17 protein-coding genes are annotated in these 23,569 nt (G+C 23.5%); 5 read left to right on the top strand and 12 right to left on the bottom strand.

Translation table 11 applies throughout. The annotated features are described in order from the left end of the window. Positions 1 to 40: 40 nt before the first annotated feature. The 5 genes from gpmA to phrB all read right to left on the bottom strand — a co-directional run bounded on the left by gpmA (position 41) and on the right by phrB (position 7,250). Positions 41 to 736 (bottom strand): 2,3-diphosphoglycerate-dependent phosphoglycerate mutase, encoded by a 696-nt coding sequence (gpmA, locus tag D9V71_RS01540; protein WP_158340628.1) that lies wholly within the window; start codon positions 734 to 736, stop codon positions 41 to 43. Positions 737 to 909: 173 nt separating this feature from the next. Then, positions 910 to 2,157, bottom strand: a complete 1,248-nt coding sequence (sucB, locus tag D9V71_RS01535; protein ID WP_158340627.1) for a dihydrolipoyllysine-residue succinyltransferase — start codon at positions 2,155 to 2,157, stop codon at positions 910 to 912. Positions 2,158 to 2,160: 3 nt separating this feature from the next. Beyond that, positions 2,161 to 4,902 (bottom strand): 2-oxoglutarate dehydrogenase E1 component, encoded by a 2,742-nt coding sequence (locus D9V71_RS01530; protein ID WP_158340626.1) that lies wholly within the window; start codon positions 4,900 to 4,902, stop codon positions 2,161 to 2,163. A 157-nt stretch (positions 4,903 to 5,059) separates the two neighbouring features. Then, positions 5,060 to 5,803, bottom strand: a complete 744-nt coding sequence (locus tag D9V71_RS01525) for a Nif3-like dinuclear metal center hexameric protein (protein ID WP_158340625.1) — start codon at positions 5,801 to 5,803, stop codon at positions 5,060 to 5,062. Positions 5,804 to 5,816: 13 nt separating this feature from the next. After that, entirely contained in the window at positions 5,817 to 7,250 is a 1,434-nt protein-coding gene (phrB, locus tag D9V71_RS01520; protein WP_158340624.1) for a deoxyribodipyrimidine photo-lyase, read from the bottom strand. Between the two features lie 560 nt (positions 7,251 to 7,810). Between phrB and fldA the strand changes: the two genes are divergently transcribed. Continuing rightward, a complete protein-coding gene (gene fldA, locus D9V71_RS01515; RefSeq protein WP_158340623.1) occupies positions 7,811 to 8,326 on the top strand; it encodes a flavodoxin FldA in 516 nt (171 codons plus the stop codon). A 630-nt stretch (positions 8,327 to 8,956) separates the two neighbouring features. Here fldA and gap read toward each other — a convergent pair. The 4 genes from gap to D9V71_RS01495 all read right to left on the bottom strand — a co-directional run bounded on the left by gap (position 8,957) and on the right by D9V71_RS01495 (position 13,217). After that, positions 8,957 to 9,961 (bottom strand): type I glyceraldehyde-3-phosphate dehydrogenase, encoded by a 1,005-nt coding sequence (gap, locus tag D9V71_RS01510; protein WP_167553834.1) that lies wholly within the window; start codon positions 9,959 to 9,961, stop codon positions 8,957 to 8,959. Between the two features lie 122 nt (positions 9,962 to 10,083). Next, positions 10,084 to 11,322: an FtsX-like permease family protein gene (locus D9V71_RS01505; protein WP_158340621.1), complete on the bottom strand. Its 1,239-nt coding sequence runs from the start codon at positions 11,320 to 11,322 to the stop codon at positions 10,084 to 10,086. A gap of 16 nt (positions 11,323 to 11,338) precedes the next feature. Further along, the gene (gene lolD, locus D9V71_RS01500; RefSeq protein WP_158340620.1) at positions 11,339 to 12,025 is read right to left on the bottom strand and encodes a lipoprotein-releasing ABC transporter ATP-binding protein LolD; all 687 of its coding nucleotides are present in this window, start codon (positions 12,023 to 12,025) and stop codon (positions 11,339 to 11,341) included. Then, a complete protein-coding gene (locus D9V71_RS01495; RefSeq protein WP_158340619.1) occupies positions 12,018 to 13,217 on the bottom strand; it encodes a lipoprotein-releasing ABC transporter permease subunit in 1,200 nt (399 codons plus the stop codon). The genes lolD and D9V71_RS01495 overlap by 8 nt, the downstream gene beginning before the upstream one ends. A 708-nt stretch (positions 13,218 to 13,925) precedes the next feature. Here D9V71_RS01495 and mfd point away from each other — a divergent pair. Together mfd and pgl are read left to right on the top strand one after the other, a co-directional pair. Continuing rightward, the gene (mfd, locus tag D9V71_RS01490) at positions 13,926 to 16,349 is read left to right on the top strand and encodes a transcription-repair coupling factor (protein ID WP_158340618.1); all 2,424 of its coding nucleotides are present in this window, start codon (positions 13,926 to 13,928) and stop codon (positions 16,347 to 16,349) included. A gap of 123 nt (positions 16,350 to 16,472) precedes the next feature. Continuing rightward, a complete protein-coding gene (gene pgl / locus D9V71_RS01485; RefSeq protein ID WP_158340617.1) occupies positions 16,473 to 17,477 on the top strand; it encodes a 6-phosphogluconolactonase in 1,005 nt (334 codons plus the stop codon). Between the two features lie 9 nt (positions 17,478 to 17,486). Here the strand turns inward: pgl and bioA are convergent, their stop codons facing one another. Then, the gene (gene bioA, locus D9V71_RS01480) at positions 17,487 to 18,773 is read right to left on the bottom strand and encodes an adenosylmethionine--8-amino-7-oxononanoate transaminase (RefSeq protein ID WP_158340616.1); all 1,287 of its coding nucleotides are present in this window, start codon (positions 18,771 to 18,773) and stop codon (positions 17,487 to 17,489) included. 77 nt (positions 18,774 to 18,850) lie between these two features. Between bioA and bioB the strand changes: the two genes are divergently transcribed. Beyond that, positions 18,851 to 19,882, top strand: coding sequence for a biotin synthase BioB (gene bioB, locus D9V71_RS01475; protein WP_158340615.1), 1,032 nt, complete (start codon positions 18,851 to 18,853; stop codon positions 19,880 to 19,882). A gap of 355 nt (positions 19,883 to 20,237) precedes the next feature. Further along, on the top strand, positions 20,238 to 20,912 hold the full coding sequence (gene bioD, locus D9V71_RS01470) for a dethiobiotin synthase (RefSeq protein WP_158340614.1): 675 nt from the start codon (positions 20,238 to 20,240) through the stop codon (positions 20,910 to 20,912). Between the two features lie 82 nt (positions 20,913 to 20,994). Here the strand turns inward: bioD and glyA are convergent, their stop codons facing one another. After that, positions 20,995 to 22,248 carry a serine hydroxymethyltransferase gene (glyA, locus tag D9V71_RS01465; protein WP_158340613.1) on the bottom strand — a complete coding sequence of 418 codons (1,254 nt, stop codon included), beginning with the start codon at positions 22,246 to 22,248 and terminating at the stop codon, positions 20,995 to 20,997. 56 nt (positions 22,249 to 22,304) lie between these two features. Beyond that, positions 22,305 to 23,549, bottom strand: a complete 1,245-nt coding sequence (gene hisS, locus D9V71_RS01460; protein ID WP_432207084.1) for a histidine--tRNA ligase — start codon at positions 23,547 to 23,549, stop codon at positions 22,305 to 22,307. Positions 23,550 to 23,569: the final 20 nt, after the last annotated feature.

Raw genomic sequence — 23,569 nt, 5'->3', positions numbered from 1 at the left:
TTTAAGGAATATAAAAGTAAAAAATAGTTTTTTAAAAAAATTATTTTAAATAATACCATTTAGTTGGATTATTATCTTGGTTAAAATCTAAAACAATAGGTGTGGCAGTAGGAATATTTAATTCTAAAATTTTTTCATTATTTATTTTATATAAATATTGGATTAAAGCACGTAAAGAATTTCCATGTGCTACAATCAATATTTTTTTATTGTTCTTTAATTGAGAATAAATTACTTTATTCCAATAAGGTATAACTCGTTTTACGGTGATTTCTAAGCTTTCCCCTAAAGGAATATCATTAATATTTAAATGAGAATAACGTATGTCATTGCCGGGAAAACGTTTGTCTTCTCTGTCAATTAAAGGAGGGCTAATATTAAAACTTCTCCTCCATAGCATAACTTTTTTTTGTCCATATTTTTGAATAACTTCGTCTTTATTCAATCCCTCTAATGCACCATAATGTCTTTCGTTTAAATGCCAAGATTTTCGAACTGATAGCCAATTCTGATTTAATTCATCTAAAATGTATTGTAAAGTATGAATAGCTCTTTTTAATACAGATGTATATGCATAATCAAAAAAAAATTTTTCTTTTTTTAACAATACAGCAGCAGATTTTGCTTCATTTTTTCCTTTTTCAGATAATTCAGCATCATGCCATCCAGTAAATTTATTTAATTCATTCCATTCACTTTGACCATGTCTAATTAAAACCACTTTGTTGATTTTCATTTTGTTCTCTTCTTTTTCTTTATGTATAAAAATATTATTTTTTTTATTTTTAAAATTTTTTTTCTATATAAAAATTTTTTTTTATTTTTAATTGTAATAATAAAAGTACAGTTTATAATTAATTTAATCACTGTACTCTTAAAGTATTAAATATTAAATGATAAAAAATAATTTTAAACATCAATTAAAATACGAGTAAAATCTTCTAATATATTTTTTACATTTACTAAAAACCCTACAGATTCTTTCCCATCTATTAAACGATGATCATAAGATAATGCTATATACATCATTGGAAGGATTTTAATTTTTCCATTAACAACTACTGGACGTTCTTGAATCATATGCATACCCAATATAGCTGTTTGAGGAGGATTTATAATAGGTGTAGATATTAAAGAACCGAAAATACCCCCATTAGTAATAGTAAAATTTCCACCTATCAATTCTTTAATATTAATTTTGTTTTGAAAGCCTCTAATAGAAAAGTCTTTTATTTTTTTTTCTATCTCTGACATTGACATTTTATCAGCATTTTTTAGTATTGGTGTTATTAATCCTCTTGGTGTCGAAACAGCAATGCTTATGTCAAAATTCTTATGAAAAACTATGTCCGTTTTATCTATATAAGCATTTATCTCTGGAAAATTTTTTAAACCTTGAACTACTGCTTTTACAAAAAAAGACATGAATCCAATTCTAATACTGTGTTTTTTTTCAAAATCTTCGCCATATTTTTTGCGTAGAAGTATTATTGGTTGCATATTTACTTCATTAAAAGTTGTTAGCATAGCTGTATTATTTTTACTATCTAGCAATCGTTCTGCAATTCTTTGACGTAATCGAGTCATTTTTACTCTATTTTCGAATTTTTTGTTTTCTTTTTCCTTATCTTCATCGAAATCTAAAGCATTATTATTTAATAGAGTTTTATTTAATTTTTTTTCTTCTTTTTTTATAATTTTTTCAAAATTAATTTGATTATCTGTTTCTATGATTTTATTTGAATAACTTTTATTAACATTATTTATTTTAATTAATCTTCTTGCAGATGGAGTAAGATGCTGTTCGTTATTTTGAAAAGAAGAATATTTTACATCTTCTTTTTCTTCCTTATTTACATAATTTTTTTTTGTATTTAATAAATTATCTTTTTCTATAATATTATTATGAATAATATCAAACTGATTAATTTCACCTAGTATTTGTTGAGATTTAACTATTTTCCCTTCTTCTTCTAAAATAGATTTTAATATTCCATCACATGGAGAAGATACTTCTAACATCACTTTATCTGTTTCAATATCAACTATATTATCATTAGAATTAACTTTTTCTCCTATTTTTTTATGCCATTTTACAACTGTTGCATCACTAACAGATTCTGGTAAATCTGGAACAAGAATATTCATCTTCTTCATTCTTTATCCTATTGTTGAATTGATATTTAACGCATTGTGAATTATTCTTTCTTGTTGTTTTTTATGAATAGAAATACAGCCAACTGCAGGTGAAGCTGAAGATGTACGACCGATATATTTTAATAAAGAATTTGATGGTAATATATCATTCAGGTGATCTTTAATATAAAACCATGCACCTTGATTATAAGGTTCTTCTTGACACCATATATAATCTTTTATATAAAAATAATTTTTTAGTATTTGTAATATTTCAGTTTTAGGAAATGGATATAACTGTTCAATACGGATTAAAAGAATAGAATTAATTTTTTTTTCACGACGATTTTTTAATAAATCATAATATATTTTTCCAGAACAGAAAATAAGACGTTTTTCTTGTTTATCAACAATATCTATTTCATCTATTATTTTTTGAAATTTACTATTAACAATAGCATCTAAAGAAGAGCTTGCCATCGGATTTCTTAAAAGAGATTTTGGAGTAAAAATAATTAATGGTTTATAAATTTTCTTAAATATTTGTTGTCGTAAAATATGAAATATTTGTGATGATGTAGTAGGGATACATACTTGCATATTTTTTTCAGCACAAAGTTGAAGAAATCGTTCGATTCTAGACGATGAATGTTCAGGTCCTTGTCCTTCGTAACCATGAGGTAGAAAAAGGACTAAATTAGATTTTTTATTCCATTTTTGTTCACCAGAACTTATAAACTGATCAATAACTATTTGAGCACCATTAATAAAATCTCCAAATTGAGCTTCCCAAATAGTAAGTGTATTAGATGGAAATAAAGAATATCCGTATTCAAAAGCTAAAACTGCTTCTTCTGATAATACAGAATCCCAAATTTGAAACTTTCCTTGTTGTTTACTAATATTATTTAATGGAACATAAGTGGAACCGTTAATTTGATCATAAATATAAGCATGACGATGAAAAAAAGTACCTCTTCTTACATCTTCTCCAGAAATACGACAAGAGATTCCTTCATTAATAATTGTTGCGTAAGCTAATGTTTCAGCTGCTCCCCAATCAAATAATTTCATCCTTTGAGACATTTCTAATCTTTCTTTGTAAATTTTTTTAACTCGATGATGCATTTTAACTGAATCAGGAATATTGTTGATGATACAAGCCAAATTTTGTAACTTAGAAAGTTTTATAGTTTTTTTTGTTCTTTTTATTTTTTTTTCTTCTAGACGATTTTCTTCGTTAAAACATATTTTTTTATGTTTTGAAAAAATATATTGTCCTGTTTGTAATTTAGATAAATATTTATTTATAATGTCTTGATTCTTTTCAAGAGAAATAATATTTTTAGATATTAAGAAATCAGAATATATTTTTCTTACAGTAAAGTGATTTTTTATCTTACGATACATTATAGGTTGTGTAACAGATGGTTCATCTACTTCATTGTGTCCATTACGTCTATAACAAACTAAATCAATAAAAACATCTTTTTTAAATTTTTTTTTAAAATTAAGGGCTAGTTGAATAGTAAAAATAGATGCTTCTACATCATCTGCATTAACATGAAAAATAGGTGCTTGAATTGTTTTGGCAATATCAGTACAGTATCGACTAGAACGAAGATGTTTAGGATTAGAAGTAGTAAATCCAATTTGATTATTAATAACTATATGAACAGTTCCTCCTATTTGGTAACCTTCTGTTTGAGACATGTTTAATGTTTCTTGTACCACTCCTTGACCAATTACAGAAGCATCTCCATGAATACTAATAGGTATAATTTCATTATCGACTTTTTTCATTTCATCAATATAAGATCGAGCTATACCTGCAATTACTGGATTAATTATTTCTAAATGAGATGGGTTATATGCCATATTGAATGTTATTTTTTTTTCATTTTTTATTTCTGCAGTTCCTCCCATATGATACTTTACATCACCACTTCTTTTTCTACATGAATATAAACCAGAAAATTCATCAAATAAAATTTTTGGACTTTTATTTAAAACATTAACAAGTACATTTAATCTACCTCTATGAGCCATACCTAATATTATTTCAGATATATTATTTTTTTTTGAAAACCTTATTACTTCATGTAGCATAGGAATTAATGTTTCTGCTCCTTCTAAAGAAAAACGCTTTGCACCAGGAAACTTTTTACCAATATATTTTTCTAAAGTTTCAGCATAAGTTATTTCCTTTAAAAAGTTTATTTTTTCTTCTACAGTTAATAGATTTTCATCAAAGTAAGATTCTATATAATTTGTAATCCACTGTTTTTCTAATAAATTATCTATATACATATATTCAAAACCAATAGAACCGCAATATTTTTTAGATAATATTTTATATAAACTTATTACGTCACTTTTAAAATTAGTACAGTTCTTGAAATTTATTTCAATATTTTTATTTATTTCTTCTTGTGTAAAATTATAAGATGACAGATCTAAATCTATAATATTTTTTTTTTGTTTCAATTCAAGCGGATCAATTAAAGATTTTTTGTAACCTTGTATACGAAATGAATTGATAATATGATTAATTTTATTAATAAGTGAATCTATATTTTTATTTGTATTATTTATCTTATAAGGATTTTTTTCGTTTTTAGAAAGTTCTAAAAATGCTTCATGCCACATAATATCCACAGATTCAGCATCTATTAAAAAATTTTTATATATTTTTTCTATGTAACCTTGGTTTTCTCTAGATAACCAAGAGGAATTTAATAAATTTTTTGTTTTATTTTTGTTCATAATTTTCTTTTAAAAAAGTTTTTACATAAAATTTTATAAATATTTTAAACAAAAAAATATATTTATAGAAATGTATAAATATATTAATTACTATATAATTTAAAAAATTGAATTAGTTTTAACAATAATAAAAAATACATTAATGTATTTAATAAGATTATGCAGGATTATAAATATCAATAAAATTAACACATAAATTATATTTATTATGTAACCATTCACCTAAAGATTTAACACCATCTTTTTCAGTTGCATGATGTCCTAAAGAAAAAAAATGAATACCTAACTCTCTAGCGATATGAGTAGTTTCTTCTGAGATTTCACCTGTTAAAAAAGCATCGATGCCAAATGCACATGCTTGTTTAATAAAACCTTGTCCTCTACCACTACACCAAGCAATACGACTAATATACAATGGAGCATTTTCATGAAGATGTATAGGATATTTTTTAAATTTTTTCTCTATTTTTTTTGCGAATTCGAAACCTGTTATTTTGTTTTTTATACTTCCCCAAAAAACATAAGGCAAAATATTACCTTGAATACGAATATTTAGTTTTTTAGCTATTTGTGCATTATTACCTAATTCTGGATGTATATCTAAGGGTAAATGCCAACTGTACAAGTTAATATCATGAGAAAGTATAGTTTTTAGTCGTTTTCTTTGCATATTATGTATATATCTTGATTCATTTTTCCAAAAATAACCATGGTGAACTATTATAGTATCAACATTATAAAATAATGCTTTATCTAACAAAGCTTGACAAGCAGTAACTCCAGTAATAATTTTTTTTATTACTGCTGTCCCTTCAATTTGTAAACCATTAGGAACTATATCGTTACATTCATTGGATGATAATTTTTTATTGACAATATCTTCTAAAAAAAAATTATTCATAAAATTTTTATACCTATTTTTTAAATTTTGATCGTGCTTGATTAAATATTGATAAAGATTTTTTTCTACTATCGTTATAATTGATAATAGGGATAGGATAGTCTATTTTAAAATTTTGCTTTCTTGACCACTCATGTGGTTGATGAATATAGTTATTAGGAACATTTTTTAATTCTGGAATAAATTTCTTTATAAAATCACCTGATCTATCAAAAGATTTTGATTGATGTAATGGATTAAAAATTCTTATGTAAGGTACGGGATCACAACCCACTGATGCTGACCATTGCCATCCTCCACTATTTAGAGCTAAATCTCCATCAATTAAATGAGACATAAAATATTTTTCTCCTTTTCTCCAATTGATTAAAAGGTTTTTTACCAAAAAACTAGATGTAATCATTCTCAATCTATTATGCATCCAACCTAATTCGTTTAATTGTCTCATGCCAGCATCTATTATAGGAAAACCTGTATTTCCTTCTTTCCAAGCATTAAAATATTTTATATTGTTTGTCCAATTAATTTCTTTTTCCCATGCAACTAATGATTCAGATTTACTAATTTTTGGGAATCCAATTAATAAATGGTAATAAAATTCACGCCATAATATTTGATTAAACCAGGAGGAAGTGAGAAGAACATTTGATGAAATATTATTTTTCGTTTTTAAAATCATCATCAGACAATGTCGAGATGATATTATTCCTGCAGATAAATATGGAGATAACATACTGGTACTATCTAAAAAAGGGAAATTTCGTTCAAACGAATAATTTCTGATCTTATACATGCAAAAATTTTTTAAGCGTTTAATAGCGTTTTTTTCTCCAATTGGAAAAATATTTTTATTGAAATGAAAAATTAAATCGTTTAAGGAAATAGAATTTAAAAAAATATCTCTATCAGGTCTTCTCTTAGAAGGAACAGGAAAACACTTAGGTGTATTAGTATATAAATACTGCATAACTTTTTTTTTAAAAAAAGTAAAAATCTTATATGTTTCATTTTTTTTATTTCTAATTTTCTCATGAGGAAATAACAGATTATCGTGAAAACCTTTTACACAAAATCCTTTTTGAGATAATTTTTTTTTTAATAAATAGTCTCGATTACGTTCATTGATTTCATATTGATAATTGTAAAATAAATTATTTATTTTATGTTGATTGCAAAAAAAAATAAGGTATTCTATAGAATTTAAAAAATCAGTAGATTCATGATAATGTAAAATAATATTTAATTTTAATAATTCTTTTTGCAAAGAAACTAAATGATAATAAATAAAAGATATTTTTTTTTTAGATATATAGTGATCATTCCACTGCTTAGGGGTTGCAATAAATAAACCTATTACTTTATCTTTTTCAGATTTACATGCTTGATATAAAGCCGTATTGTCATATAAACGTAGATCATTGCGAAACCAAATTAAATTTTTTTGCATAATATTTATATTTAATATATTAAGTTTAGAGGAAATGCCTTATAAAAGTATATTTTTTATAGAAAATTTTTTATAACTATTTTTTCCATAAATGTAGCAATTAAAATTAATTACGACTTGACTAGAAAATAGTATTTTATTTTTTATAATGATAAAAGAATAAATATCATTTAAATTAACATAAAAATAAAAAAATTTTTTATTTTTTAAAATTATCATATTTATAAAAATTTTTACAATAATATTGTTATATTATAGATAAAAAAAAATCGAGCAACAATTTTTAATTTGAAAATAATTTTTTTATATAACATATATAAAAATAGAATTTTTATATATAAATTTAATATAAATATATGTCTTTTTATATTTCAAAAATAAAAATTTACTTTTTTTGAATAATAAATTTGTATTTTTATAAAATTTTTAAATTCTTATTTTTAAATCTATTGAATATCTCTTTTTTAAAAAAGTAAAAATTTTCTTATATAAAAATATAAATTTAAATACATGAATATATTTCTATATTTAGAAAATATATTTAATTATAGGAGATCAAAATGAAAAAAATAGGTATTTTTTTTGGAAGTGATACTGGAAATACAGAAAAAATAGCTAAATTACTTCAAAAATACATAGGTAATAATATTTCTATATTATACGATATCAGTAATACTGTTCAGAAAGATATTGAAGATTTTAATTTTTTAATATTAGGAGTGCCTACTTGGTATTATGGTGAAGTTCAGTGCGATTGGGATGATTTTTTACCAACTTTAAAAAAAATTAATTTTGCAAATAAAACTGTAGCATTATTTGGATGTGGTGATCAAGAAGATTATAGTGAATATTTTTGTGATGCAGTAGGTGTTATTCATGATATTGTTAAAAAAAATAGAGCAAATATAATTGGCAAATGGCCTACAAAGGAATATTTTTTTGAACAATCTAAAGCTTTATTAAATCCAGAATATTTTTTTGGATTAATTTTAGATGAAGATCGACAACCAGAAAAAACTGAACAAAGAATAAAAAAATGGGTAAAAAAAATTATTCCACATTTTAATCTAAATTAAACATGAAAAGAGAAAAAATAAAATTTTTTAAAGAAATCATTTTTTTATTATCCAGAACATTTTAAAACAAGAATTTTAAAATTTTTATAAAAAAATTAAATAAAAAAATCGAAGTTATACATAATTAGATTCCATATAATTTAAACATAATTAAAAAGTAACAATATTTTATAGTTAAATACTATATCAAATTGTTTATTGTAGATATAATTAATTATTAATAATGTGTTTTAATTATTGATAATAAATTCTTCTAAAAGAAAATTTTATGAATTAGAAATTCAGTTTTTCACAAGTATATATTATACAAATAAAATAAAAAATTAATTATATTATATTTATACAATATAAAAAAAAGTAATCTATATTAATTTAAAAAAAACCATGCAATATATTTAACTTGTATTATTCAATCATCTATATATTAAAAATAATCTAAATATTTCTGTAGATTATATAAAAATATTTTTTTAAAATATAAATAGCGGTATGGAGTGTAAACTGAATACCGCTAAATATGTATAAAAAAAATAAAATATATCTATCATTTTTTTGAATTGCAGTATAAATTTTATTTTCACAAATAAAAAATTATATTTGTATTTTTAAAAATATCTACTTAAATTATATTTAATGTCTATATCTGGATACTAAAGAAACTAAGTCGAGAACTTTACTAGAATAACCTGTTTCATTATCATACCAAGAAATTAATTTAACAAAATTATTATTTAAAGATAAACCCGCTTTGGCATCAAAAATAGAAGTTAATTCTTCACCATTAAAATCTGAAGAAACAACTTCATCTTCAGTATATCCTAACACTCCTTTCATTTCTTCTTGAGAAGCTCGTTGGATTGTTTGACATATTTCAGAATATGTAGCAGATTTTTTATAACGAACTGTTAAATCTACTACAGATACATTTGATACTGGCACTCGAAATGCTATACCAGTTAGTTTACCATTTAAGTTTGGCAAGACTTTTCCTACAGCAATAGCTGCTCCGGTAGAAGATGGGATAATATTTTGCAATGCTCCTCTACCACCTCTCCAATCTTTATTAGAAGCTCCATCGACAATTTTCTGCGTAGCTGTACTTGCGTGAACAGTGGTCATTAAACCTTCAATAATACCAAATTCATCATCTATTATTTTAGATAAAGGTGCTAAACAATTGGTAGTACAGGATGCATTCGATACAATATCTTCTCCTTTATATTTATGAAAGTTAGCACCTCTCACAAACATTGGAATATTATCTTTTGAAGGACCGGTTATCACTACTTTTTTTGCACCAGCTAAAATATGTTTATAAGCTTCTTTTTTAGTTAAAAAAAGACCTGTTGATTCAATTACTACATCAATTGATAAATCATTCCACATTAGTTTTTCAGGATCTTTTATTGAAGTAATACGAATTTTTTTTCCATCAATAACAATATTTTCTTTATTAACTTCAATAATATTTTGAAAAATACCATGTGTAGAATCATATTTTAACATGTAAGCTATATATTCAGGAGTTAACAAATCGTTAATAGCTATAATTTCAATATCTGAACGTTTTTGAGCAAGTCGAAATACTACGCGTCCAATACGACCAAATCCATTAATACCCACTTTAACAGTCATAGTTTTCACCATTTTTAAAAATTATCTTAATAATTCACTATTTAATATTTTATTAAATTTTTTTATTTATTTTGTTTAATTATGTTTTTTATTAGAATTCATATTTTTTAAAAAATTTTCTTTTAATATTCTTTTAATATTTTGCTAGGATTAATTTTTGAAGCATAATATGCTGGATAATAATTTGTTATAATTCCTATTATTATAGTACTAGTAAAAATAATTATTACATCTGATATATTGATTTTTAATAAAAAAAAATTATTATAATAGATGTTATCTATGAGTATATTATACGTGAATTTTTTTTCTAAAAAAAATATAATTTTTTTAGAATTTAAAATGGTTACTATCCCTATGAATAAACCTATTACATTACCAATAATAATAGAGCGTAATCCATAATATAAAAAAATTAGTTGGATAAGAAAATTATTAGCACCCATGCTACGTAAAATAGCAATCTCTCGTGTTCTTTTAGATATAGTCATTAGAGAAATAGATGAAATACTAAAACATGAAATAATTACTAGTAATAAAAGTCCTAAATATATGATTGTTTTAATTTTTTTGATATCATGATATATATATTTATAACTATCAATCCAAGTGTATGTTAAAAGAGGTTTATTTATTTTTTTTGCAGCACTCAAAATAATTTTATCTGCATTAAAAGGATTAGACATATGTAATTCGATTGCATCAATCTTATTATCCATGTAAAAAAATTTTTTAAAAAAATCAAAGGGAACATATCCCATGCTTGCGTTCAACATTCCATTGGATTTAAATACACCTACAATCTTTAAAGAAAAATTGCGTATCTGAGAACTAATATGGTTATCATTCTTATTTAAAAAAAATATATTAATCCAATCACCTTTTTTTATTGATAAATATTTTAACAAATAAGATGAAAGAATAATTTCATGTTGATGGTGCATGTTTTCAAGGAAATTATTTTTATTATCTGAAAAAGATAAAGTTTTTTTTAAATATTCTATATTGCTGAAACTTTTAATTTCAATTGGTTTTACCTTATTTTTTACTACTAACAATCCATTAGCAACGATATAAGGTTCAGAATAAGTAATTCCTGGAAACATTTTTAATTCGTTTATTATATCTTGCCATTTTAACAATGATTTATCAGTCAATTGAATAATTCCATGAGGGAAAGTTGATAAAATTGTTTTATTCAATAATATCTGAAATCCGTTTAACGCGCTAAAACTTATAATTAATGCAAATATACTAATAGAAATTCCTATTTTAGATAAAATAGAAATTAATAATACTGTATAGTTTTTATTTTCTTTAAAATGCAATCTTTTTGCAATTAAAAAAGGTAAAAAATTCATTGGATACTTCTTTTAACTAATTTTTATAATTAAATAATTGACCATTTTTCATTTGGAATAAAATAGGTATTTTTTTTATTAAAATAGGATCATGTGTAACAATTAAAAAGGAAGTATTAAAATCAGCATTTAATTGAAATATTAAATTCAAAATGATATTTGTATTATATGCATCTAAATTCCCAGTAGGTTCATCTGCTATTATTAAAGAAGGTTTATTAATTAAAGCTCTAGCAACGGCAACACGCTGTCTTTCTCCTCCAGAAAGTTGAGATGGATATTTTTTTATTTTATCTTCTAAATGAAATTTTTTTAGCATTTTATATGATATTTTTTCAGATTCTTTTATATTTTTATTGCTTATCAAAAGAGGTATTGCAACGTTTTCTAATATATTAAAATCTAACATTAGATGATGAAATTGATAAATAAAACCTAATTCAATATTTCTAAATTTGGACATTTGATTAGATGACATAGAACTAAATAATTTACCATTAAATAATATATCACCAGAAGTTGGGGAATCTAATCCAGCAAGTAAATGTAAAAATGTAGTTTTTCCTGAACCTGATTTTCCAATAATACCTGCTATATCTCCTTTTTTTAATTCAAAACATATATTTTTTAAAATATTAAAACTTGAATCTCCGTTTTGATAGGATTTGGTTAAATCAATACATTTTATAATAATATTAGTCATTAGATAAAATTTTAGATGGTTTTAATCGAACAGCATTCCATGATGGATATAATGTTGAAAAAATTGTAAATAGTGTAGATAGAATGTTAATTATAAATACTTGATATGGTTCAATAATTATTGGTATATCAGTTTCATTGAAAAAAATCTTAATAAAAAATTTTAAGAAATCATTTTGAATTATTAGTGCAATGCTTATTATTGTTCCTAATATATTACCAATAATTGCAGTACCTGAACCAAACATAATAAATATTAACATAATTTTCCAATTTAGTAATCCTTGTGTTTTTAAAATTGCTATAGCATTTTTTTTTTCTATTATATATACAGTAAGAATTATAAATATATTTAAAATAGCTACTAATAAAATCAAAAAAAATAAAAATAACATAATATATTGTTCAATTTTCATGGCCTTAAAAAGCTCACCTTTTTGTATTTTCCAATCCAATAAAACTAACTTATCTGTTGTTTTTTTTATTTCTTTAATGTTTAAAGATAATGGGTTTTTTAACCATACTCGCCAGCCAGTAACATGATTTTTAGAATAATTTAGAAAATTTAAACTATCTTCTTTATCCATTAAAATTTGATAATAATCAACTTCACTTTTAGTTGAAAAAATACTAATTATTTTAAACATACGTTGATTAAAAATTTGTCCTGAAAAAAAATTTTTTTTATTAGATAATAGAATTAATTCAAGTGCATCACCAATATGAACATTAAGTTTTTTAGCTAATTGTTCTCCTATAATTATATTATAGGATCCTGTCTTAAGGATATCTGAAATATTTTTTATGCCATAGTTTTTCATATTAAAAAAATTTGTATTATCTATTCCAATTATTTCTGCCATAGCAACATCATCTTCACTTTGAACAATGATTTCTTTACTAAAAAAATCAGAAATTTTTTCAATATTATGTAATTTTAAAATATTTTCAGGAAATTCGGATTTTTTAATATACTGATTCTTATTAGTTATTATCAAATGTGGAATAAAAGACAAAACATTTTTTTTAAAATTTTCTTCAGAACCATTTATCATAGACATGATAATAATTAATGAAGCTGTACTAACAGTAATAGCTAAAATCGATAAAATCGTAATAATTTTTTTAAACTTTGGTAAATGAGTATTCCATAAATATCGTACAGCGATAAAAAGAGATATAGGTTTGTACATTCTGATGTATTATCTTAAATTGATGTAAAATTTTCTTAAACATTTTTATATATTTAATAACATACAAAAATTTTATTTTAAAAATATATGAAAACTCTCTTTTATATAACTTAATTAAAAATACATGCAATATAGATTTTTTTTATATTAAAAAAGTCTTTTAATTCTTATTTTTACTTCTTTTATTATATACTAAAGACTAGTATTATATAAATGAAAAAATATGTACATTATAACTTTTATATTTTATCGCATTGTTTTGTGGTATCTTTTTATTATCTAAAGATATCACGTTTTTTCTATTTTATAAATTTAATTTTTACAAAATAAAATTTGTTATTGTTTTTAAATGTTATTATTTATATATTTTTTAAATAAGTTTATTTTCAGTTAAAAAAATTATTTTTAAAGTTAAATAAAAAATAATTTCATTTTAATAAATTGTTTTCTTTCAATGATTCAAGAAAATATTTTAATATGAAATATCTAATACACAAAATCATAATAATTCTAAAGAAATAAAATTTAAAATAATTAAAATAAATAAAAATTTTATTAATGAAAGAATATTTATATTAGAAAAATTATTTAATTTTAATTTTTTAAATTTACAAAAAAATTTAATACGATTAAAAATCGTGTTTTTATAATTAAAAAAATCTGTTTTAAATTAAAATATCATTACTTATTTTAAAGAAATACTCTTCTATGAAAATGACAGAAAATAAAAATATTATTAATTTTAAAAATCAAAAATCATCAAATTTTTTTCATAATATTAACAACCAAAAAAAAGTTAACAACTTATTATCTTATTTATATTCTTTTTCAGGAAAAATAATATTTTCCTTGACAGAAGAAGACTCTCTAAAAAAAATTTTAAATTATTTAGAAAGAAATAAAATTTATCCGCAATATATAAAAAGAACTGTTGATATCAATAAAAAATTTGATTATTTTTATATGATAAAAGATCTTAAAAACGGATTTTTAGACAAAGAAAATAATTTTTTATTTATTGGTACAAAAGATTTACTGCCATTATTAATTGATGATAAATGCATCTCTAATATAAAAAAAAATATTAATACCATAAAAAATAGTAGTTTTTCTCAATTAGTTTTAAACCATCCGATCATACATGCTGAACACGGTATTGGAAGATATGAAGGGTTAACTACTATAAAAACTGCTAGTATCCAATCTGAGTATCTAATTATTTCATATGCAGAAGGAGATAAATTATATGTGCCAATTTCATATTTACATCTTATTTCCCCCTATACTGGTACATCAATAGAAAATGCTCCTCTTCATAAATTAGGTGGTGACGATTGGAATAAAGAAAAAGATAAAATCAGTACAATTATTTATGATCATGCTGCACAATTATTACATATTTATTCTAAACGAGCATCTAAAAAAGGTTTTGCATTTAAAAAAGATCAAAAAAAATATAAAATTTTTTGCAATGATTGTTCTTTTGAAACAACATCAGATCAAAACGAAGTAATGAAGTTTGTATTAAGAGATATGTCTAAATCAATTCCTATGGATCGTTTAATTTGTGGTGATGTAGGTTTTGGAAAAACAGAAATTGCAATGCGAGCTTCTTTTTTAGCTGTATCTAATAACAAACAAGTGGCTATTTTAGTCCCGACTACTTTACTAGCACAACAACATTGTAAAAACTTTAAAATGCGTTTTTCTAATTGGCCTATTAGCATTAATATACTATCTAGATTTCAAACACAAAAAGAACAAGATTTAATCTTTAAAAACACTAAAAATGGAAAAATAAATATTATAATAGGTACTCATAAATTATTATTTAAAAAAATAGAATGGCATAGTCTTGGACTGTTAATTATTGATGAAGAACATAGATTTGGTGTAATGCATAAAGAAATTATAAAAAAAATATACTCCAATATTGATATACTTACTTTAACAGCTACACCTATACCCCGAACTTTAAATATGGCAATGACTGGTATAAAAGATTTATCTATAATATCAAAACCTCCAGCTCAAAGACTAGCTATCAAAACTTTCATTCAAGAATACAACCCCTTATTAATAAGAAAAACAATACTACGTGAAATATCAAGAGGTGGTCAAATTTATTATATATATAATAAAGTTCAAAATATTGTAAATATTGCTGAAAGACTATCAGCATTAATTCCTGAAGCCAAAATCAAAGTAGGTCATGGACAAATGAAAAACATTGATTTAAAAAAGGTTATGAATGAATTTTATAATAATAAATTTAATGTTTTAATTTGTACTACAATTATTGAGAGTGGTGTTGATGTACCAAGAGCTAATACAATTATTATTGAAAATTCTGATCATTTTGGATTATCTCAGCTTCATCAACTTCGTGGTCGCATTGGTAGATCAAATTATCAAGGATATGCTTTATTTCTTGTTAATAATTTTAATAAAATTACGTCAGATGCAAAAAAAAGACTAGAAGCAATTTCATCAGTAGATAATTTTGGAGGTGGTTTTTCTTTATCTAATCAAGATCTTGAAATTAGAGGAGTAGGTGAAATATTAGGTAAAGAACAAAGTGGACATATAAAAAATATAGGTTTTTCTTTGTATATGGAATTATTAAAAAATGCTATTGATTTATTAAAAAATAGAAAAATTTTAGCTGATAAAAAATTACCAAAGCAATCATTAGAAATTGAATTACATGTATCTTCTTTATTTCCTGATAATTATATAGTAGATATTAATACAAGACTATTTTTTTATAAAAAGATTTCCGATGCTAAAAATGAGAAGCAAATAGAAGCAATAAAATATGAACTAATTAATCAGTTTGGCAAATTACCTAATTATTCTAAAAATTTAATTTTAATTGCTCAAATTCGATTAATAGCACATAAAATTGGTATTAAACGCATTAAATCTAACAAAAATATAGGTTTTATAGAATTTAATCATAATAATTCTGTGAATATTAAATATTTACTAAAAATATTTCAAGAAGAACCAAATGTCTGGAAAATGGAAAGCTCAACTAAAATAAAATTTATTTTAAATTTAGAAGAAGATTATTTACGCCTTAAATGGATTGTTAAATTATTAAGAAATTTACATAGAAATAGTTTTTAAATTTTATCTTATCAAAACATATCCTAAAATTATTATTGAACGTCTTTATTATTTTAATGATTTTAAAAGATATTTTATGACATAATTACTAGTGATTTTCTTTAAAAAAATATAAGGAATTATATGAAACAAGTTGTTTATATTGCAAATTCAGAAGATAAAAATATAGAAGTATGGAATTTACATGATAATGGAAGCATGAATTTAATACAAAAAATTGTAACTGATGGTAATATTCAACCTATAAAAATTATTCAAAATAAAAATTTATTATATGCTGGAATTTTTCCGAACAATAAAATTGTTACGTATTTTATAAAAAATAATGGTCTTCTTGAAAAAAAACATGAAAGTAGCATTCCTGGAAAAGCAAATTATATTTCTTTTGATAAAAATAAAAAATTTTTATTTTGTAGTTCTTATCATTCTAATTGTATTAGCGTAAGTCCATTAAATAAACATGGCATACCGCAAGATCCAATACAAATTATTCATAATATAGAAGGTTGTCATGCTGCTAAAATAAATTATAAATATAATTTGTTGTTTGTAATGGCTCTTAAAGAAGATGCTATTTATTTATATTATTTAACAAATTTTGGAATATTAAAAAGTACTGAACAAAAAATACTGCATACTAGAAAAAAATCAGGGCCTCGTCATATTGCTTTTCATCCTAATCAAGATTTTATCTATACTATAAACGAATTAAATGGGACTATAGATACATGGAAAATATATAAAAAAGACAACATAATAAAAATAAAAAATATACAAAATATCAATTTATTGAAAAATCAAATTTTAGAGCATTATTGGTCTTCTGATATTCATTTAACATCTTGCGGTCGTTTTTTATATGCTACAGATAGACTTTTAAATATTATTTCATTATTTCACATTAATCAAAATGATAATAAAATTATTTTTTTTAAAAGTTATCAAACAGAAGAACAACCGCGATCGTTTCACATAAATACTAATGATACATACTTAATAGTTGCTGGAGAAAAATCACACACATTTATTATTTATAGCATTTCTAATAGAACTGGTGAATTAAAAAAATTAAAGACATATAATACTAGTCGACAACCTGTATGGATACTTACACATCAATTAGATTGAAATCCAAATTTACAAAAATAATTTAATGTTATTTAAGGCATCTATAATAACGTTAGTTAATTTTTTTAATGCATGAGAACTAATAGTATAAGGTGGTACAATATAAATTAATTTTCTAAATGGTCTGATCCAAACACCATTTTCGACAAAAAATTTTTGTATTAAAAACATGTTTACTGAATGAGAACATTCAATTACACCAATAGCTCCTAATATACGTATATCAATTACATATGGATGATTAATTAATGGTTGCAAATTTTTAAATAGTTGTTTTTCAATACTTAATACTTGTAATTTCCATTGATTAGTTTTTAATATTTTTATATTAGCATTAGCAACTGCGCATGCTAATGGATTGCCCATATAAGTAGGACCGTGCATAAAACAACCTGATTTACTTTTACTAATAGTATTAGCAATATGACGTGAAGTTAAAGTCGCAGCTAAAGTTATTGTTCCACCTGTAATTGATTTTCCTAAACACAATATATCTGGTACAACATTAGCATGTTCAAAAGCAAACATTTTTCCAGTTCGACCAAATCCAGTGGCAATTTCATCAAAAATTACTGGAATAGAATAATAATTACATAAAATTTTTATTTTTTTTAAGTACGTAGGATGATAAAAATTCATCCCTCCTACACCCTGTACTATAGGCTCTAATATAACTCCTGCTATTTTTGATGAATTTTTTTCTATTATTTTTTTAAAAGATACAATATCACTAGCATTCCAATCTTTATGAAATGAAGAAATTGGAGCATCTGCAAATAAATTTTTTGGTATTAAATTATTATATATTTTATGGAGAGAATTTTCAGGATCTGAAACTGACATTGCCGCAAAAGTATCACCATGATAACCATTACGAATAGTTAAAAATAATTTTCTTTTTTGACCTAACGAATGCCAATACTGTATTAACATTTTTATCGCGATTTCAATGGCAACTGAACCGGAATCAGACAGAAAAATACAATCTAATTTCTCTGGAGTTAATGAAATTAAATTTTGACAAAGTGCAATTGCTGGGGGATGTGTAATTCCACCAAACATTACATGAGACATTTTTCTTATCTGTTTTTTTAATGCTTTATTTAGAATGGGATGATTATATCCATGTATTGCAGACCACCATGAAGACATGCCATCTATTATATTTTTACCATTTTTTAATTTTAAATAGACTCCTTTAGCAGATATAACAGTATAACAAGGAAGAGGATTAATCATAGAAGAATATGGATGCCAAATATGTTTGTAATCAAAAAATGTATCAAATTGACTCATGATGATTTATATATAAAATATTAGATAATTAAGTATAAACGTTTACTAAAATAAAACCATAATTTTTTGGAGGTAATATGAAAAAAAAATGGACTCTAGAAGAAACAAAAATACTTTTTAAAAAACCATTTTTTGATCTTATATTTCAAGCTCAAAAAGAACATAGAAAAAACTTTAATCCCAATACAATACAAATCAGCACTTTACTTTCGATAAAAACGGGATCTTGTCCAGAAGATTGTAAATATTGCCCACAAAGTGCTAGATATAAAACAGGTTTAAAAAAAGAACCATTATTAGAAATAGAACAAATTCTTAGTGCTGCAAAAAAAGCTAAATCCTCAGGTTCTAGTCGATTTTGTATGGGTGCTGCATGGAAAAATCCAAAAGAAAAAGACATGCCTTATTTAGAAAAAATTATTAAAGAAATAAAAGAAATGGGAATGGAAACGTGTATGACTCTAGGTACTTTAAATAATTCACAAGCAAAAAAATTAGCAAATGCAGGTTTAGATTTTTATAATCATAATTTAGATACTTCTGAAAATTTTTACAGTAGTATTATTACCACTCGAACATATCAAGAACGACTAAATACACTAGATAAAGTTCGCAATGCTGGAATGAAAATTTGTTCTGGAGGTATTATAGGTTTAGGTGAGAAAATACAAGATCGTATTGAATTATTAATGGAATTGTCTAACTTATCTATTCAACCAGAAAGTGTACCTATTAATATGTTAGTTAAAATTCCGGGTACACCAATGGAAGATAATAAAAATGTAGAACCATTTGATTTTATTCGTGTTATTGCTGCAGCTCGTATCATGATGCCAAAATCTTATATTAGACTATCTGCTGGACGTGAAAATATGAATGATCAAACTCAAGCGATGTGTTTTATGGTTGGAGCGAATTCTATTTTTTATGGATGTAAATTACTTACTGCAGATAATCCAGAAGAAAAACATGATTTAGAATTATTTGAAAAATTAAATTTATACCCTGAATATAAAAAACAACCTGTATTAAAAAAAGATAAATACAGTACTATAATGCAGTCATTAAAAATTAATAAAGATCAATACTATAATGCAGCTATATTATAATATATAATAAATATATTATAATATATAATATAGAAAATTATTTCTTAAATTCTTAAAAATTTAAAAATATTTTGTGTTGTAAATAAAATATTAGGCAATTATTCTAAATGAGAATAATTTTATTTTTAATTTTTAGAGTAACTCAATATTATAGTTGTGCGTTATTTTATAAAATACGCATCATAACTTATATCGAGTTACTCAATCTAGAAATATATTAGTATTTATATTAAAAAATAATGTTTTTCTTTAAATTGAATTAATAATAAAAAATATTTTTACTGATATTAATTATTATGTTGAGAGCAATCGTTTTTTCTAAATTATACATTATCTATTAAAATAAGATTTTATCATGATTAAAAAATTTTTTATTACCGGAACTGATACAAATGTAGGAAAAACAATTGCAAGTAGCATTTTATTAAAAAAAGCAGCTGCATTTGGATATAAAACAGCAGGATATAAACCTATATCTTCTGGACATCAAAAAAAAACATGTAATTTTTTAAACAATGATGCGACTATTCTAAAAAAAAGTAGTTCTATAATATTAAGTGAAAAGGAAGTGAATCCGATTTCATTTTTTGAAAACGCTCCTCCTCACATCTTAAGTAAATTTCAAAAAAAAAATATTAAAAAAATAGAATTATCTTTAGGATTAAAAAATATTACCAAGAAAAGCAATTGGATTTTAGTAGAAGGTGCCGGTGGATGGTATACACCATTGTCTGATAAAGAAACTTTTTCTGATTGGGTTAAAAAAGAAAAATTAACTGTTATTATTATTGTCGCGATTAAATTAGGGTGTATTAACCATGCTATTTTAACAGAAAAAGCTATTATTTCGGAAAAAATAACATGTGGAGGTTGGATTGCTAATAATATTTTTCCAAAAGATAAATATAATATGTACTACATCCAAACTTTGTTAAGTTATATTAAATCTCCATTTTTAGGTGAAATTCCATATTTGAATAATAAAAACAAAATAAATGTTAAAAAAATCAAAATAAAATTACCTAAATAAAAAATACGTTTTTTGAAAAATATTATTTTTATAATCATTAATATAATTATTAACAAAGATGGATATATTTGAGGTATTTTGATTAAATATAAACAGGATATTTTAAACAAATTTCTAACACTTTTTGTTTAATTTTAATAATATTATCATCATCATGCACGTTATCTAAAATACTAGATATCCAATTTGATACTTCAGAAACTTCATTTTCTTTAAACCCCCTTCTAGTAATAGCAGGTGTACCAATACGTATACCTGAAGTAATAAAAGGACTTTTCAAATCATTAGGTATAGTATTTTTATTAATAGTTATATTAGCTTTACTTAAAGCGATATCAGCATCTTTGCCTGTAATTTTTTTATTGGTTAAATCAAGTAAAAATAAATGATTGCTGGTTTTTCCTGATACTATTTGATATCCTTTTTCTAAAAATTTTTGAACCATAACTTTAGAATTTTTTACTATTTGTTTTTGATATTCTTTAAATTTAGGTTGTGCTGCTTCTTTGAACGCGATTGCTTTTGCAGCAATTATATGCATTAGTGGTCCTCCTTGTGCACCAGGAAAGACTGATAAATTTAATTTTTTATATAAAGTATCACTGCCATTTTTAGCAAGAATAAGTCCTCCTCGAGGTCCTGCCAATGTTTTATGAGTCGTGCTTGTAACAACATGAGCATAGTTAATTGGATTTGGATAAATTTTAGCTGCGATTAAACCCGCAATATGAGCTATATCAACAACTAAATAAGCATTCACTTTATCTGCAATAACACGCATTTTTTCCCAATCACAAATACCAGAATATGCTGAAAAACCACCAATAATCATTTTTGGTTTATATTTTTGAGTTAAGTTTAAAACTTCTTCATAATCAATTTCACCATTTTTATTGACTCCATATTGAATGACATTATACATTTTTCCTGAGAAACTTACCGAAGACCCATGAGTTAAATGACCTCCATGTGATAATTTCATACCCAATATTGTATCACCAAATTTTAATAATGCTGTATAAACAGAAAAATTAGCTTGAGAACCAGAATGAGGTTGAACATTAGCATAATCTGCATCAAATAATTTTTTTGCTCGATTAATTGCTAATTCTTCTACTATATCTATATATTTACAACCACCATAGTAGCGTTTTCCAGGATAACCTTCTGCATATTTATTAGTTAATTGTGAACCTTGTGCATTCATGACATAATTACTAGCATAGTTTTCTGATGCAATTAATTCTAGATGATTTTCCTGTCTTTGTTTTTCTTTTTCTATTGCTAACCATATTTCTGGATCATATTTTGAAAGATCTATTTTATTATTTAACATTTTTTACCTAAAAAATTGAGTTTCATGAAAAATATAAAATAATTAAAAAATTAAATTTATTTAAAAATTTTTTGAATTTTTATCATTAATTCATATTTTAAAAGATGATATTCCTTTTCTTTTTTTAAGTCTTTAACTAAAAAAAATCCTTTTTTAATTTCATTATCACCTATTAAGATTATAATTCTTGCTGAAGAATTTATAGCGTTTTTTATCTTTTTTTTAAGATTTTGATTGAAAAAATTAATAAAAACTTTTAATTTTGGGTATAAATCTCTTATTTCTTCAGATAAGTTTACAGCATGATATTTATTATTATTTCCTATAAAAATAATATAGATATTAATTTCTTCTAATTTTTCAGAAAAATTCTTTATTGATTTTGTTAGTAAAACTAAACGTTCTATTCCTATTGCAAATCCTATAGCAGATGTTTTTTTACCTCCCATTTCTTCAACTAAATGATCATATCGACCACCTGCACAAATAGTGTCTTGTGTACCTAGTTGATTGCTTTTCCATTCAAAAACAGTATTATTATAATAATCTAATCCTCGTACTAAATGTGGATTATACTTATATTTTATTTTATGAGAATTCAGCATATTGCATAAATTTTTAAAATGACTACTTGAAGAAATATCGATATACTCACTTAATAACGGTGCTTCTTTTAATATTTTTTGAATATCTTGATTTTTCGAATCTAAAATACGTAAGGGATTAGTATATAATCGTCGTTTACAATCTTCATCTAATAAATGTTCATGTTTTTTAAGAAAGCAAACTAATTTTTTTTTATATTCAAAACGATCAATTTTGGAACCTATTGAATTGATTTCTAAAGTTACATATGAATCAATACCAATTCTTTTCCATAAACGATGTGTTAGGATAATAATTTCTAAATCTATATCTTCTGTATCAAAACCAAATACTTCTGCTCCTAATTGATAGAATTGACGATATCTTCCATTTTGTGGTCTTTCATATCGAAACATAGGGCCTAAATACCAAAATTTATTATTTTTTTGATTTAATAAATGATGTTGTATTACAGCTCGTACACATCCTACGGTGCCTTCGGGACGTAAAGTTAAACTATTACCTTTTCGGTCGTTAAAAGAATACATTTCTTTTTCTACTACATCAGTAATGTTGCCAATTGCTCTTTTAAAAATTTTAGTTTTTTCTAATATAGGTAACCTAATTTCTAAATAACAATAGCTAGTTAGAACTTCTTTTAATATAATTTCTACATAATTCCATATTTTTAATTCTTTTGGAAGATAATCATGCATTCCTCTAATAGATTTAATTT

This window comes from Buchnera aphidicola (Macrosiphum euphorbiae) (genome assembly GCF_005237295.1).
Classification (GTDB): Bacteria; Pseudomonadota; Gammaproteobacteria; order Enterobacterales; family Enterobacteriaceae; genus Buchnera; species Buchnera aphidicola_AP.
The sequence above is the reverse complement of the archived record's forward strand: the minus strand, read 5'-3'. Positions and strand labels throughout refer to the sequence as shown.

What these genes read in the sequence shown, in the direction of transcription:
- fldA (WP_158340623.1), top strand. Translation starts at nt 7,811, where the DNA reads ATGAAAAAAATAGGTATTTTTTTTGGAAGTGATACTGGAAATACAGAA.
- sucB (WP_158340627.1), bottom strand. Translation starts at nt 2,157, where the DNA reads ATGAAGAAGATGAATATTCTTGTTCCAGATTTACCAGAATCTGTTAGT.
- bioB (WP_158340615.1), top strand. Translation starts at nt 18,851, where the DNA reads ATGAAAAAAAAATGGACTCTAGAAGAAACAAAAATACTTTTTAAAAAA.
- bioA (WP_158340616.1), bottom strand. Translation starts at nt 18,773, where the DNA reads ATGAGTCAATTTGATACATTTTTTGATTACAAACATATTTGGCATCCA.
- lolD (WP_158340620.1), bottom strand. Translation starts at nt 12,025, where the DNA reads ATGACTAATATTATTATAAAATGTATTGATTTAACCAAATCCTATCAA.
- gpmA (WP_158340628.1), bottom strand. Translation starts at nt 736, where the DNA reads ATGAAAATCAACAAAGTGGTTTTAATTAGACATGGTCAAAGTGAATGG.
- gap (WP_167553834.1), bottom strand. Translation starts at nt 9,961, where the DNA reads ATGACTGTTAAAGTGGGTATTAATGGATTTGGTCGTATTGGACGCGTA.
- phrB (WP_158340624.1), bottom strand. Translation starts at nt 7,250, where the DNA reads ATGCAAAAAAATTTAATTTGGTTTCGCAATGATCTACGTTTATATGAC.
- glyA (WP_158340613.1), bottom strand. Translation starts at nt 22,248, where the DNA reads ATGTTAAATAATAAAATAGATCTTTCAAAATATGATCCAGAAATATGG.
- D9V71_RS01525 (WP_158340625.1), bottom strand. Translation starts at nt 5,803, where the DNA reads ATGAATAATTTTTTTTTAGAAGATATTGTCAATAAAAAATTATCATCC.
- bioD (WP_158340614.1), top strand. Translation starts at nt 20,238, where the DNA reads ATGATTAAAAAATTTTTTATTACCGGAACTGATACAAATGTAGGAAAA.
- D9V71_RS01495 (WP_158340619.1), bottom strand. Translation starts at nt 13,217, where the DNA reads ATGTACAAACCTATATCTCTTTTTATCGCTGTACGATATTTATGGAAT.
- D9V71_RS01530 (WP_158340626.1), bottom strand. Translation starts at nt 4,902, where the DNA reads ATGAACAAAAATAAAACAAAAAATTTATTAAATTCCTCTTGGTTATCT.
- D9V71_RS01505 (WP_158340621.1), bottom strand. Translation starts at nt 11,322, where the DNA reads ATGAATTTTTTACCTTTTTTAATTGCAAAAAGATTGCATTTTAAAGAA.
- pgl (WP_158340617.1), top strand. Translation starts at nt 16,473, where the DNA reads ATGAAACAAGTTGTTTATATTGCAAATTCAGAAGATAAAAATATAGAA.
- mfd (WP_158340618.1), top strand. Translation starts at nt 13,926, where the DNA reads ATGAAAATGACAGAAAATAAAAATATTATTAATTTTAAAAATCAAAAA.
- hisS (WP_432207084.1), bottom strand. Translation starts at nt 23,549, where the DNA reads ATGCATGATTATCTTCCAAAAGAATTAAAAATATGGAATTATGTAGAA.